At 40.6% G+C, this 14525-nt stretch carries 16 protein-coding genes; all 16 read left to right on the top strand.

Features of this window, described 5'->3' with window-relative positions; all coding sequences use genetic code 11:
* The first annotated feature begins 168 nt into the window (after window positions 1-168).
* The 16 genes from smc to PQ478_RS13945 all read left to right on the top strand — a co-directional run bounded on the left by smc (window position 169) and on the right by PQ478_RS13945 (window position 14393).
* Window positions 169-3735, top strand: a complete 3567-nt coding sequence (smc, locus tag PQ478_RS14020) for a chromosome segregation protein SMC (RefSeq protein WP_289234646.1) — start codon at window positions 169-171, stop codon at window positions 3733-3735.
* Between the two features lie 11 nt (window positions 3736-3746).
* Window positions 3747-4748, top strand: coding sequence for a signal recognition particle-docking protein FtsY (ftsY, locus tag PQ478_RS14015; RefSeq protein ID WP_012959418.1), 1002 nt, complete (start codon window positions 3747-3749; stop codon window positions 4746-4748).
* Between the two features lie 178 nt (window positions 4749-4926).
* Window positions 4927-5235 (top strand): putative DNA-binding protein, encoded by a 309-nt coding sequence (locus PQ478_RS14010; RefSeq protein ID WP_235806183.1) that lies wholly within the window; start codon window positions 4927-4929, stop codon window positions 5233-5235.
* Window positions 5236-5246: 11 nt separating this feature from the next.
* Entirely contained in the window at window positions 5247-6605 is a 1359-nt protein-coding gene (gene ffh, locus PQ478_RS14005; protein ID WP_289234645.1) for a signal recognition particle protein, read from the top strand.
* A gap of 106 nt (window positions 6606-6711) precedes the next feature.
* On the top strand, window positions 6712-6984 hold the full coding sequence (gene rpsP, locus PQ478_RS14000; protein WP_012959415.1) for a 30S ribosomal protein S16: 273 nt from the start codon (window positions 6712-6714) through the stop codon (window positions 6982-6984).
* Window positions 6985-7008: 24 nt separating this feature from the next.
* The gene (locus PQ478_RS13995) at window positions 7009-7239 is read left to right on the top strand and encodes a KH domain-containing protein (protein ID WP_289234644.1); all 231 of its coding nucleotides are present in this window, start codon (window positions 7009-7011) and stop codon (window positions 7237-7239) included.
* A 128-nt stretch (window positions 7240-7367) separates the two neighbouring features.
* Window positions 7368-7772 (top strand): YlqD family protein, encoded by a 405-nt coding sequence (locus tag PQ478_RS13990; protein ID WP_289234643.1) that lies wholly within the window; start codon window positions 7368-7370, stop codon window positions 7770-7772.
* On the top strand, window positions 7772-8293 hold the full coding sequence (rimM, locus tag PQ478_RS13985) for a ribosome maturation factor RimM (RefSeq protein WP_289234642.1): 522 nt from the start codon (window positions 7772-7774) through the stop codon (window positions 8291-8293). The genes PQ478_RS13990 and rimM overlap by 1 nt, the downstream gene beginning before the upstream one ends.
* Window positions 8290-9027, top strand: coding sequence for a tRNA (guanosine(37)-N1)-methyltransferase TrmD (gene trmD, locus PQ478_RS13980; RefSeq protein ID WP_289234641.1), 738 nt, complete (start codon window positions 8290-8292; stop codon window positions 9025-9027). Before rimM ends, trmD begins: the two co-directional genes overlap by 4 nt.
* A gap of 150 nt (window positions 9028-9177) precedes the next feature.
* Window positions 9178-9522, top strand: a complete 345-nt coding sequence (rplS, locus tag PQ478_RS13975; RefSeq protein WP_012959410.1) for a 50S ribosomal protein L19 — start codon at window positions 9178-9180, stop codon at window positions 9520-9522.
* A gap of 154 nt (window positions 9523-9676) precedes the next feature.
* Window positions 9677-10228: a signal peptidase I gene (gene lepB / locus PQ478_RS13970; protein WP_012959409.1), complete on the top strand. Its 552-nt coding sequence runs from the start codon at window positions 9677-9679 to the stop codon at window positions 10226-10228.
* Between the two features lie 9 nt (window positions 10229-10237).
* Entirely contained in the window at window positions 10238-11095 is an 858-nt protein-coding gene (gene ylqF, locus PQ478_RS13965) for a ribosome biogenesis GTPase YlqF (protein WP_289234640.1), read from the top strand.
* Window positions 11096-11279: 184 nt separating this feature from the next.
* On the top strand, window positions 11280-12062 hold the full coding sequence (gene rnhB, locus PQ478_RS13960) for a ribonuclease HII (RefSeq protein WP_289234639.1): 783 nt from the start codon (window positions 11280-11282) through the stop codon (window positions 12060-12062).
* 24 nt (window positions 12063-12086) lie between these two features.
* A complete protein-coding gene (locus tag PQ478_RS13955) occupies window positions 12087-13841 on the top strand; it encodes a hypothetical protein (RefSeq protein ID WP_289234638.1) in 1755 nt (584 codons plus the stop codon).
* A complete protein-coding gene (locus PQ478_RS13950) occupies window positions 13838-14113 on the top strand; it encodes an EscU/YscU/HrcU family type III secretion system export apparatus switch protein (protein ID WP_289234637.1) in 276 nt (91 codons plus the stop codon). The genes PQ478_RS13955 and PQ478_RS13950 overlap by 4 nt, the downstream gene beginning before the upstream one ends.
* 106 nt (window positions 14114-14219) lie before the next feature.
* Window positions 14220-14393, top strand: a complete 174-nt coding sequence (locus tag PQ478_RS13945; RefSeq protein ID WP_012959404.1) for a small, acid-soluble spore protein, alpha/beta type — start codon at window positions 14220-14222, stop codon at window positions 14391-14393.
* Window positions 14394-14525: the final 132 nt, after the last annotated feature.

The following is a 14525-nucleotide window of genomic DNA, read 5'->3' as shown; positions in this document are numbered from 1 at the left end:
AGGGTCTATTTGTCCTACAACGTTTAAAGAAACTGAGTTTAATTTAAATTGAGTATGATCTATTGAGTATGATCTAAGGAGCAGGATCCTGCGTGAAGAGACGGATGTATTCATACAGGTATTATGGTAAAATAGGAAAGTTGTTAAACAAGGTTAGGGGGAAGGATTATGTTCCTCAAACGACTAGAGGTCGTAGGATTTAAATCATTTGCAGAACAAATGAATATTGAATTTGTCCCAGGGGTCACAGCAGTAGTCGGTCCAAATGGGAGTGGGAAAAGTAACATATCAGATGCGGTTAGATGGGTGCTTGGTGAACAATCTGCTAAGTCACTGCGCGGTTCGAAAATGGAAGATATTATTTTTGCCGGAAGTGATACGCGCAAGCGGTTAAACTACGCAGAGGTCAGCTTGATTTTAGATAATGAGGATCAGCACTTATCGATTGATTATAGTGAAGTGAGTGTCACAAGACGGGTCTATCGTTCTGGTGATAGTGAATACTTAATTAATAAGCAGCCATGTCGATTAAAAGATATTATCGATTTGTTTTTAGACTCGGGGCTTGGCAGAGAAGCTTACTCCATTATTGGACAAGGGAAAGTAGAGGAGATTTTAAGCAGCAAGGCAGAAGATCGCCGAGTGATATTTGAGGAAGCTGCAGGTGTCCTTAAGTATAAGACGAGAAAAGTTAAAGCAGAAAAGCGATTAACTGAAACACAAGATAACTTACTGCGTGTTGAAGATATTCTTCATGAATTGAAGGCACAAGTAGAACCGTTGGAGATTCAGGCTTCGATCGCTAAAGATTACTTGGAGAAAAAAGAAGAATTAAAAGAAGTAGAGATCGCTTTAATGGTGCACGAAATCGAAGAGCTGCATCAAGATTGGAACAGTGAAAAGGAAAAACTCCAAAGCTTGCATCAAGAGCATGATAAAAGACATCAAAAGCTTATTGAGATGGAAGAAGAACTTGAGAATCTTAGAGAGCGCTCTAAACATTTAGATCAAGAGCTCAGCGTAACGCAGGCAAACTTGCTCGCAGTGAGTGAAGAACTTGAGAAAAATGAAGGGAAGCGAGAAGTATTAAAAGAACGAAAGAAAAATGCTTCTCAAAATAAAGAACAGTTAGAGAAGTCAATAGAGCGGATTTGTGAACAACAAGCAGCGCTTTTGGCCGAGCTTACTGAGCAAGAAGATAAGGTGATATCCGCCCAATCCATTGTTAAATCTTTAAATGAAGAAATTACAGAACAAGAAAAACGATTAAAGCTAACTGAAAAAGATGTTAATAAAGAGTTAGATCGTTTGAAATCAGATTATATTGAAGTCCTTAATGAACAAGCATCGATTCGAAATGAGCGCCATTACTTGGTCGAACAAAAAAGGCAGCAAGCATTTAAACAATCAAGGTTAGAAGATGAAAATCAAGACCTGCTTAAAGGCCGCGAGCAGCTTTCTAGCAGGTTGAATGAAGCAAAAGTAGAAGTTGAAGTGAAAGAACGTGAACTAGAACAAAATATAGACCAGTATCGCAAAAGTCAAACCCAATTAGATCAAGTAAGAACACGTTACCAAAAGCGTGAATCTAAACTTTATGAAGCCTATCAGCTCATTCAAAAAATGCAGTCAAGGGCAGAGGTGCTTGAAGAAATGCAAGCTGACTTTTCTGGGTTCTTTCACGGGGTAAAAGAAATCCTGAAGGCCAGAGAAGGGAAGCTTGAAGGGATTGTTGGGGCGGTTGCAGAATTAACTACCGTACCAAAAGAATATGAGACAGCTCTTGAAATAGCATTAGGAGCTGCTTCACAGCACATCGTTGTTGAGAGTGAGAAAAGTGCTAGGGGAGCCATTACTTTTCTTAAACAACATCGTCTTGGCCGAGCCACGTTCCTGCCTTTGCCGGTTATGAAAGAGAGACAGCTTCCCGATCACCTGCTTCATTCCCTAACACAGGAACCAGCTTTTGTCGGGATCGCCTCTAAGCTATTAACATACGAAGAACAGTACCACCAACTGTTTTCGCAGCTTCTTGGTCAAGTTATTATTGCTCGTGACTTAGAAGGGGCCAATAAAATAGCAAGAATGCTTAACCATAGATACCGCGTCGTCACCCTTGAGGGGGATGTGGTTAATCCAGGTGGTTCTATGACTGGCGGAAGCATTAAACAAAAGCAAACACCGCTCCTTGGCCGTAAACGCGAGCTCGATGAATTAGTGGCGAAACTAAATAAACTAAAAAGTTCAGCTGCTGCGCTTGAAACAGAAGTGAAAGAATCAAAAAGAGAAATGCAGTCGCTTGAAACGCAATTAGAGACTCTTAAAACAAATGGAGAACAGGCGAGGAATGCTTTTCAAGATGCGAAGACCCGTTTGAGGGAGTTAGAGTTAGAATCAGGCAGCATAGAAGATCGCTTTAAGCGCTACGACCGTGAGCAGTCTAGTTTCAGCACAGAAGCAGAAAAAATGGACGAGCGCTTGCGTGAGCTTGACAAGCATGAAGAAGAGATGAAGGCAAGCGCAGCTCAACTTGAACATCAGGTGAGCGATTTAGAAGCAAGGCAAAAAGAGCAGCAGCAATCAAAAGAAACCATTTTGCAAGAATTAAATCAAGCAAAAATTGACTATGCAGCCGCACAGGAGCGCTATTTATCTGCAAAAGCTCAAAAAGAGGGAACAGAAGCCCGTTACAATGAAGTGTCAAAAGATGTCTCTGATCTTAAGGATCAGCTGAACCTGCTGCAGATGGAAGCTTCTGATCGTACGGATGGCGAGAGCAGTATATCGAATAGGATCGAAGCGAATAAAAAGCATAAACAAGAGATTACCATCAAACTCGAGCAATTAAAGAAAGAAAGGCAAGAGATCGATGAATCGTATGCATCTCTTGATAGTATGATCAAGATGCAGCAAGGTGAACACCGATTAATTGCTGATGAATGCCGTCAAATTGAAGTGCGGGTAAACCGCCTTGATGTAGAACTAGACAGCCGGCTCAATCATTTGAGAAATGAATATGAATTGTCGTATGAAGCTGCGCGAGAATCCTACAGCTTAACGGTTGAGCCTGATCAAGCGAAAACAAAAGTGAAGCTTATAAAGCTAGCTATTGAAGAACTTGGATCAGTGAATATCGGGGCAATTGAGGAGTACGAAAGAGTAAGAGAGCGTCATGATTTTCTTACAGAGCAGCAATCAGACCTTCTTCGCGCGAAAGGAACGCTGCACGATGTGATACAAGAAATGGATGTCGAGATGACGAAGCGTTTCCATGAAACATACATCATGATTCAAAAAGAATTTAAAGGTGTGTTTTGTGAATTATTTGGAGGCGGGGAAGCTGATCTCGTCTTAACTAATCCGGATGACCTTCTTGAAACGGGTGTCGAAATCATGGTGCGGCCGCCTGGAAAGAAACTGCAGCATCTTGGCTTATTATCAGGCGGGGAGAGAGCACTTACAGCTATTGCCTTATTATTTGCCATCTTAAAAGTTCGTCCGGTACCGTTTTGTGTGCTAGATGAAGTAGAAGCGGCCCTTGATGAGGCCAACGTCAGCCGTTTTGCACATTATTTAAAAGACTTCAGCGGCTCGACACAATTTATCGTGATTACTCATCGTAAAGGTACAATGGAAGAGGCTGATGTGTTATATGGGGTGACCATGCAAGAGTCAGGAGTCTCAAGGCTGGTCTCTGTCAGACTTGAAGAAACTAAACAATTAATGGAGACATAGGAGGCAGAATCATGAGCTTTTTTAAAAAACTTAAAGAGAAGTTGACCACTCAAACAACCGAAGTGACTGACAAATTTAAGACGGGTCTAGAAAAAACGAGAGATTCTTTTGCGACGAAAATGAACGAACTTGTCTACCGTTACAGAAAAGTAGATGAAGAGTTTTTTGAAGAGCTTGAAGACATTTTGATTGGTGCTGATGTTGGCGTCAATACGGTCATGACCTTAATTGATGACCTAAAAGATGAAGTGAGAATCCGCAACATTAAAGATACAAAAGATATTCAACCGGTTATTTCAGAGAAATTAGCAGAACTTCTTCAAAAAGAAGAAGAGGATGCCGCATTGAATATTCAAACAGACGGAATGACGGTTATTTTAGTTGTAGGAGTTAATGGAGTTGGAAAAACGACAACGATCGGCAAGCTTGCTAATCACCTGAAGCAGGACGGGAAATCGGTTATGCTTGCAGCTGGCGACACTTTCCGTGCAGGAGCAATTGAACAGCTAGAAGTGTGGGGAGAACGTGTTGGAGTTGACGTGATTAAACAGCAAGAAGGGTCAGATCCAGCTGCTGTTATGTATGATGCGCTTCAAGCCGCTAAGTCTAGAGGCGTGGATGTATTAATTTGTGATACAGCAGGCCGTCTTCAAAACAAAGTGAATTTAATGAATGAGCTTGAAAAAGTGAAGCGTGTGATTGAGCGCGAAGTTCCTTCTGCTCCTCATGAAGTCCTTCTCGTATTAGATGCGACAACCGGTCAAAATGCGATGAGCCAAGCAAAGACGTTCGGCAAGAGTACAGATGTGTCAGGTATTGTATTAACGAAGCTTGATGGCACAGCTAAGGGTGGTATTGTACTTGCGATCAGGCATGAACTCGATATTCCTGTTAAATTTGTCGGTCTTGGTGAAAAAGTAGATGACCTGCAGCCGTTTAATGCAGAGCAATTTGTCTATGGACTATTTAAAGATATTTTAGAAGAACAGGAAAAAGAAGAGATAGAAGACTAAGTTATAGGATGTAGTATATCTCTTTGCGATCAGGGGTCTCTTTAATGCGTGGTACATAGGGATTTAAGTTTGTTAAGAAAAAAACTTGACACTTAAATCCCTATCCTGTAAGATGTTATCTTGTAAAGGGAAATCACTTAACAAGGAGTTGGATGGTGTGCTGGACAAAACGCTTCGAATGAATTACTTATTCGATTTTTATCAGTCTTTATTAACACCTAAACAACGAAAATACATGTCATTGTACTACCTTGATGATTTTTCTTTAGGTGAAATTGCCGAAGAGTTTGAAGTTAGTCGCCAAGCCGTTTATGATAACATTAAGCGTACAGAAGCGATGCTTGAGGAATATGAAGAAAAGCTGTCTCTGCTTGTTAGGTTTGAAGAACGCCAGCAGATATTGAATCACTTAAGAACAGCAATCCAAAGCAACGCGGCTCCTGAAGAGATCATAGAGCACATTCAATCTCTTGAGAAATTGGATTAGGAGGCGACAGCATGGCATTTGAAGGTTTAGCTGAACGACTGCAAGATACATTAACTAAGATTCGCGGAAAAGGAAAGGTAAGTGAACAAGACGTTAAAGATATGATGCGTGAAGTTCGACTTGCTCTGCTTGAAGCGGATGTTAACTTTAAAGTTGTTAAGCAATTTATTGCCAGTGTGAAAGAAAAAGCACTCGGGCAGGAAGTTATGAAAAGTCTTACTCCAGGGCAGATGGTTATTAAAGTAGTTAATGAAGAATTAACAGCTTTAATGGGCGGCGAGCAAAGTAAAATTGCTGTTGCCAATAAACCGCCTACGGTTGTCATGATGGTTGGTTTGCAAGGGGCGGGTAAAACCACCACTACTGCAAAACTTGCCAATCACCTCCGTAAAAAGCATAATCGTACACCGATGCTTGTAGCAGCTGATATCTACAGACCTGCAGCAATAAAACAATTAGAAACATTAGGAAAGCAGTTAAATATGCCTGTATTCTCACTAGGAGATCAAGTAAGCCCTGTTGAGATTGCCAAACAAGCGATTGCTAAGGCAAAAGAAGATCACCATGATTACGTGTTGATTGATACAGCCGGACGTCTTCACATTGATGAAGAGTTAATGGGAGAGCTTCAAGAGGTTAAAGAAATTGCTAAGCCGGATGAAATTCTGCTTGTTGTTGATGCAATGACTGGTCAAGATGCAGTAAATGTTGCTGAGAGTTTTAATGAGCAGCTAGATGTAACAGGTGTTGTGTTAACGAAGCTTGACGGTGATACACGCGGTGGTGCTGCGATTTCAGTTAAAGCCGTTACAAATACCCCGATTAAGTTTGCAGGGATGGGAGAGAAAATCGATCAGTTAGAACCATTTTATCCTGATCGCATGGCCTCGAGAATTCTTGGAATGGGTGATATGTTAACGCTGATTGAAAAAGCACAATCAAATGTGGATGAAGAAAAAGCAAGAGAGCTAGAGAAAAAAATGCGGACGATGGATTTTACGTTCGATGATTTCTTAGAGCAACTTGATCAAGTGAAAAGCATGGGACCGCTTGATGAAATTCTAAACATGATGCCTGGAATGAATAAGGCTAAAGGCTTAAAGGATCTAAAAGTCGATGATAAACAGCTGGTGCGTGTTGAGGCCATTGTCAGATCAATGACTAAAGCAGAAAAGCAAGATCCGAGTCTTATGAATGCAAGCAGACGCCGCCGTATTGCAAAGGGCAGCGGAACGACCATTCAAGATGTCAATCGTTTGCTGAAGCAGTTTGAAGATATGAAGAAAATGATGAAGCAAATGACTAACATGACATCAGGTAAAGGCAAGAAAAAAGGTAAAGGTTTTGGAGGCTTAAAGCTTCCGTTTTAAAGAGGAAATCCTTTTTTTTAGACTGTAAAGGAAATTACCTTGAAATCTAAGAAAATTGATGATATTATATACCATTGTGTTAACTATTTTTGGAGGTGTCTAACGAATGGCAGTAAAAATTCGTTTAAAACGTATGGGTTCAAAGAAAGCCCCATTTTATCGTGTAGTAGTAGCAGATTCTCGCGCACCGCGTGATGGTCGTTTCATCGAAGAGATCGGAACGTACAACCCATTAACTCAACCAGCTAAAGTTGATCTTAAAGAAGATAAGGCTGTTGACTGGATGTTAAAAGGTGCTAAGCCTTCTGACACAGTTCGTAACCTATTCTCTAAAGCTGGTTTAATGGAAAAGGTTCATAACGCTAAGAACCAAAAATAATTCTTCTACAAAAAGGAGAATGTGATGAAGTCTTTAGTTGAACACATTGCAAAAGCACTTGTTGATGAGCCCGATGAAGTTCGAGTAACAGAGCAGCAAGAAGGAGACATGCTTTCAATCACACTTTCTGTCCATCCAAGTGATGTCGGTAAAGTGATTGGCAAGCAAGGTCGTACAGCAAAAGCAATGCGCTCGCTTGTCTATGCGGCAGCAGTGCCTGAGCACAAGCGAGTACGATTAGACATCGTCGATTAAACAGCATGAATACAAAAAAGGGTGAGGGCAACCTCTCCTTTTTTGTTTATCTGCTCCTTTTATAGAATAGGATAAGCAGCGTAAACTAGAACGTAACTAAACTCTTTATATAAAGGAGTATTAGATGAATGCTTAAAATAATTCGCAATGCTCAGGTAAAGTATATTTTAACAGATGTAAAAAAGGAAGAAATTAAAAAGCAGCTTGAATCTGAACTACACCAAACCAAACGAGAATTAGCACAGTTAACATTTCAAATGCAAAAATCAATAAAGAGTCAAAAACATAACGAAGAGACAATTCGTAAACGATATAAAGAAGAATGCATAAAAAAAGAAGAGCAAATGAAGTCGCTGACCTTTCAACTAGATCAGCTTGGTTTACTTCAAAATGGAACTGAGTTGAAGGGAGAAACAGTTGAGACGATGACAGAGCTCTCTATTGGTGATGAGTGGGTTAATCCATCAGATCCGCTTGAGATCATTGTTAAAGATGGAATTATTCTAGATATTCGAGGAAGTGGGCAAAAGTAATGGCGGATTTATTAAAGGTTGGAAAAATCGTAAATACACATGGTGTTCGTGGAGAGATTCGTGTGATCTCATCTACGGATTTTCCCGATGAGCGTTACGCTAAAGGCTGTGAGTTATGGATTGTAGATGCTAATACGAAAAAGCATATCTCTGTTGTCGTAGCAAATCATCGAGTTCATAAAAACTTTGATCTTCTTACTTTTGAAGGGTACGATTCCATCAATCAAGTAGAAGAATTTAAAGGCAGCACGTTGTATGTATCAAAAGACCAGCTTAGTGATTTAGATGAAGGAGAATTTTACTACCATGAAATCATCGGCTGTGAAGTGTATACAACGAAAAACGAGCATTTAGGACAAATTAAAGAAATTATTGAAACAGGCGCAAATGATGTATGGGTGATTCGCCGTGCAGGCGGTGGAAAGGATATTTTAATCCCGTATATAGAGGATGTTGTCATTGAAATTAATCTTGAGGAAAACAAGGTTATCATTGATCCAATGGAAGGGTTAGTCGAATGAAGATCGATGTGTTAACGCTCTTTCCTGAGATGTTTGAGGGAGTTTTTGGCTCATCTATTTTGAAAAAAGCAAAAGAAGAAGGTCATGTTTCCTACCAAGCCGTCGACTTTCGGGAATACACGATAAACAAGCATAAAAAAGTTGATGATTATCCTTATGGGGGCGGGGCAGGCATGGTACTTAGTCCTCAGCCGATCTTTGACGCTGTAGATGATCTCAAGCAGCAAAATGAGACCTCATCACCTCGAGTGATAATGTTATGTCCTCAAGGGGAGCGTTATACTCAAGCTAAAGCAGAAGAACTTGCTAAAGAAGAGCATTTAATTCTGCTTTGCGGCCATTATGAAGGGTATGATGAGCGGGTACGGAAACATCTTGTAACAGACGAAATTTCAATAGGAGATTATGTGCTTACTGGCGGTGAATTAGGAGCAATGGTGATTGCAGACAGTGTGACACGCCTTCTGCCAAATGTACTTGGTAATGAAGAATCTGCTGTAACAGACTCTTTCTCTACTGGCCTGCTTGAGCACCCTCAATATACGAGGCCGGCCGAATTCAGGGGTATGGAAGTACCAGATGTCTTATTATCAGGGCATCATGCCAATATTGAAAGATGGCGTAAAAAGGAGTCTTTGAAAAGGACACTTGAACGCAGACCGGACCTGCTAGAAGAAAGAGAATTGACTGTTGAAGAAGAACGTCTTCTAGAGGAAATAAAAAGAGAACAATAGCGGTAAAAGTTTCGTTGATTTATAATGAAATGCTTGTATATTTATTTTCTGTATGATATTATATTCTTTGTGGCTTAGGCCAGTGATTACGATGTTCCGCTGCAGGAAATTCTGATAAGAGCATCTGTATGGAAGGAGTGGAATTATACGATGAACAACCTTATTCGTGAAATCACAAGTGAGCAATTACGTACAGATCTTCCGGCTTTCCGTCCTGGTGACACTTTAGTTATCGACGTTAAAGTTGTTGAGGGTACTCGTGAGCGTATTCAAAAATTCGAAGGTGTCGTGATCAAGCGTCGCGGTACTGGAGTTAGCGAAACATTCACAGTTCGTAAAGTGTCTTACGGTGTTGGTGTTGAGCGTACATTCCCATTACATTCACCGAAAATCGCTAAGATTGACGTGAAACGTCGCGGTAAAGTACGTCGTGCGAAACTTTACTATCTACGTGCATTACGTGGTAAAGCGGCTCGTATTAAAGAAATCCGATAAGAAACGAGAGAAGGAGCTTAGGGAACTAAGCTCCTTCTTTTAAATTGAAAAAGTATGTACGTCGATTAAACCTATGCTAAAATAAAGAAATGATACATATAGAGAACGTTTAAAATAAAATAGAGAAGTGATTCAAATTATTGGGGGCGGAAAAATGGAAAGTAGCAAGTCGAATTCTATGGAGTGGATTAAAGCTGTAGTCATTGCGGTTCTTGTCGCATTTACTATCCGTTATTTTTTGTTTGCTCCCATTGTAGTCGATGGTCAATCGATGATGCCTACATTAGAACATAGCGATCGGATGATTGTAAACAAGATCGGTTATGTGGTCTCTGAGCCTAAAAGATTTGACATTATTGTATTCCATGCACCAGGCGGAAAAGATTATATTAAAAGAATTATCGGACTTCCTGGAGATCATATTGAGTATCGTGATGACCAGCTTTATGTCAACGGAGAGGTTTTAGATGAACCTTACTTAGATGAACTGAAAGCTGCATACGGCCCTGAATTTGTCACAAGAGATTTTGAGTTGTCAGAAGTCATTGGCGGACAGGTCGTGCCGGATGATCATTTATTCGTTCTTGGGGATAATAGACATAACAGTTTAGATTCAAGGGATATAGGTTCGATTCACAAAGATGAAGTAATAGGTAAAGCAAATGTTGTTTTTTGGCCATTTGCTAATATTGGATTTGTAGAGTAGGTGAATAGGTTGGCAATACAATGGTTTCCTGGTCATATGGCCAAAGCGAGAAGAGAAGTAACTGAAAAACTTAAATTAATTGATGTTGTCATTGAATTAGTGGATGCAAGGCTGCCTCTTTCTTCGAGAAATCCGATGATGGATGAAATTGTCGGGCAGAAGCCGCGTCTTGTTTTATTAAACAAAGCGGATTTAGCAGATCCTCATATGACAAAAAAGTGGGCTGGATATTTTGAAGAAAAGGGTGCTACCGTTCTTGCTATTAATGCCCAAACAGGAAAAGGGGTAGAAAAAATCAGCGGTGCATGCCGAAAGCTTGCAAGCCCCCTGATCGAAAAGTGGAAATCTAAGGGTATGAAGCCGCGGGCGATTCGCGGAATGATTCTCGGAATCCCGAATGTTGGGAAATCCACCCTCATTAACCGTCTTGCTTCAAAGAAAATTGCTAAGGTGGGAGATCGACCTGGCGTAACTAAGAAGCAGCAATGGATTAAGGTAGGAAATGATGAATTAGAACTGTTAGATACTCCAGGTATTTTATGGCCTAAATTTGAAGATCAAGTGATTGGATACAGATTAGCTGCAACAGGTGCGATAAAAGATGAGTTATTAGATTTTCAAGATATTGCCCTCTTTGTACTAAACTATATGAAAGACCACTACCCAGAACGGATTGCGGAAAGGTATAAGCTAGAGGAAGTACCGGAGGAAGGGCTTGCTTTATTTGATGCGATTGGTAAAAAACGAGGCTGTCTGCTTCCTGGCGGGTATATTGATTATGATAAAGCCGCTGAGATTATCTTAAGAGAACTACGTTCAGGCACGCTCGGACAAGTTACACTCGAGCAGCCGCCGCATACTGGATAAGCCGTGGAGACGATAAAAAGTCTTCTGCGGCTTTTTTTCAGGTCCCGGCAATTTGGGTTATGGATAATTAAAGCAATTGCCAGTTTAGCCTAGTAATGAAAAATGATCTCTAGTACGATAAAAAGGTTATAAAAAAATGGACCATAGCACCGATAAAAAGGGTAAGAGAAAGATAGGGGAGAATATGAAACGCTTAGCAATTAAAGAGATTGAAGCAACATTGTTTAATGAAATGGAAGTAAGTGAGGAATGGATTGATCAACTTAAGTATGATGAACGTAAAGGAGTTCAGCGTCTCCTTTGTAAATTTGAAAAACAAAAAGCGTTAGAAGCTGAACGGATGCAAATGCATGAGACCATGCTCATATATGAACGAGAGGCTTGGCAGAATGGTTATAACTATGTAGCAGGACTAGATGAGGTCGGGCGCGGACCGCTTGCAGGACCTGTAACAGCCGCAGCAGTTATTCTACCGAAGGATGCGTCTTTACCAGGATTAACAGATTCTAAAAAGCTATCTAAAGAAAAAAGAGAGTTTTTTGTTGAGGAAATAAAAAAACAAGCCTTAGCTTATTCGGTTGTTTTTGTAGATGCTGATGAAATTGATCGAGTAAATATTTACGAGGCAACCAAGCTCGCTATGCAAAGGGCAGTCAATAATTTAGACATCCAACCAGATTACTTGCTGCTTGATGCGATGAAACTAGCTAACTCTCTTCCACAAGAATCATTGATTAAAGGTGACCAAAAAAGCTTAACAATTGCAGCGAGTTCTGTACTTGCAAAAGTAGCAAGGGATGAGTATATGGCGGAACTTGAGAAGGTGTATCCTGGTTACGGCTTTGCCAAACATGTAGGCTATGGCACCGCAGTGCATTTAAAAGCGATGAACACATTAGGCATCACAAAAGAACACAGAAAATCATTTAAGCCAGTAGCTGACTGTTTAGTTAAACAAAGCACGTAGCTGACAGGCGAGGGGAGAAGAAAAATGATACATACGACCAGTATTAATCAAGAAGTGACGACAGCAGGTGCAAAAAAGCGGACTCCCCTCACGTTTGTGCCTGGTCATATATTTCAAGGGAAGATTACGAAGTTGTTCCCTAATCACCTAGCTTCTCTTTCGATTAATGGAATGCAAGTGACAGCAAGGCTTGAAGCTGCATTAACAGCTGGGGGAAGGTATTGGTTTGAAGTACAGGAAGGAAGCGGTCTGCCAAAGTTAAAAGTGATTGACAATCAAGGGAGAACAGGCCAAGGGTCACCGCCTCCAGTAAATGAACAATTGATTAGGCAGCTGGGTCTTCCTCAAAATACCGCGATTAATGCTCTTTTGGACCAGTTAGCTGTCAAGCAGCTGGCTCTGCCAAAGCATGCATTAAAAGAAGCTGCGCAATTGTTGACGACTTTAAATAAGTACGATCGTCAAACAGTAGATTTAGTCCACCTCCTCATTCAAAAGAACCTGCCGTTATCAGAAGAAGCAGTGAGGGCAGTACAAGCATTTCAAAAAGAGACGGGTGTGAATCAGCAGATACAGCAAGTTATACAGCTGGCGCAGAGTGCAGAATATGCCTCTCATTCGTCGGTTGAAAAATTAGTGTCAGCCTTAAAGCAATTTAATGCCCAAACCGAATTCGGCCAAACGAAACAGCCAGTCCTACACTTGCTTCAGCAGCTAGTCCACCCATCTGCAACAGCTGAACAAAGCGAGGCTGCTAAGATGCTTTTAACAAGGCTAGGCTTAATTGACACAAAAGAAACGATAGACGGCTTTATCCATCGTTTTCATCAGATTATGCTTAATCAGCAGCAAACAAGCAGTGAGGTTCGACCGCTTTTGCCGCCTCAGTTGACCAACCAAGTTGTTGAGTTGCAGCCGAGAGAAGCAATGCAGCATATCTTAGGCTCCTTAAGCAATTTGCCGCAAGGGGAAAAGGGCAGCCTGGAGTTACTGTTCCAACGGTTAAATGGATCTCAGAAGGCGCTTGATATAGAAGGGGGACTAAGGCACTTAGTCAGCCAGCAGCTGCCAGCGAATGAGCGATCGATGCTGCAGTCTGCCTTATATCATTCCGTATCACCTGCCATAACGGATGCGAAAAGCGGATTTGGTTCTCACCTTCAAAATGTGGCAGCATTACTTGGCTTACATTATGAAAGCGAAATAGCTAGGCATGTTCAACAAACGAATGTAAATGAACTAAGTCATCAAGAACGTCTAAAAGGGATGCTTATGCAGCTAGAACAATCGTTGCCTCTGCCGGTAAGAGAGAAAGTAACAGAAATGATTCAGCGTATAACAGGCAGTCAATTAATGGCTCAAGAGCAGCAAGGTCCCCTTCAACAAGTGCTTATGCAATTACCGCTTGTCTTAGGTTCTTACCAAACAGATGTAACGCTGCAATGGGAGGCAAGGCGGCAGGAAGACGGCAGTCTAGACCCAAATCATTGCCGAATTCTATTTTATTTAGAGCTAGAAACACTTGGAGAGCTTATCGTGGATATGCAAATACAAAATAGAGTCATTTCACTTACTGTATTTAATGAGGGGGATAAACCGAGCAGACTTATTGATCTATTACTGCCGACTTTACATGATGCATTAGATGGATTTGATTATAAGCTCACTGCCCTCACTTGGAAAAATATTAATGAATACAGCCATAATAAGGTTCAATCGCATCATGAGTCTGCCTATAAACAACGCGTTGATTACCAGGGAGTGGATATTCGGATATGAATAACGAGCTGAAAAAGCAAGCAGTAGCATTACGGTATGATGCGGCGAAGCAGGATTCACCTGAAGTGATTGCTAAAGGGAAGGGCATCATTGCAGAAGAGATCATTGAAAAAGCAAAAAATCATCATATCCCGATTCAAGAAGATGCCTCTTTAGTTGAATTATTAAGCCAACTAAACATTAATCAATCAATCCCCCCGGAACTTTATGAAGTGGTAGCAGAAGTATTTGCCTTTATTTACAGAGTGGATAAAAACTCTTCAAAAGGCTAGAAATGCAATCGAACCATTTATATCCAACCAGTCATAGCATCGGGACATTAAGGACATACTAATCCACACACCTAATCAGGTGATCTTTAAGCGGGAGGTATGAATTATGAAACCGAACAAATTAAATGTTCCTGAACTTGATTCGTTTATGAATCAATATAAAGAGGAATATGCTCAAGAATTTGGAGTTCATCACTCTATTCAAGAACAAGATGCAAAAGCAAAAGATATGACAAAGTCAGTCATGCAAAAAGCTCAAAACAAAGAAAAATGCGACTAGTAAAATGAAAAGCTAGTAAATTCTCTCAGAATTTCTAGCTTTTTTTATTTTTATTTTAACGTTGATAAATTCTAACGTTAAAGCTAGAAAGCCTTGTCACACCAAGGGTATGGTAAAAAGTAATTTTATGAA

This window comes from Alkalihalophilus pseudofirmus (genome assembly GCF_029094545.1).
GTDB classification, from domain to species: domain Bacteria; phylum Bacillota; class Bacilli; order Bacillales; family Bacillaceae_D; genus Alkalihalophilus; species Alkalihalophilus pseudofirmus.
Note: the sequence above shows the minus strand (reverse complement) of the source record. Positions and strands in the feature narration are given on the sequence as shown.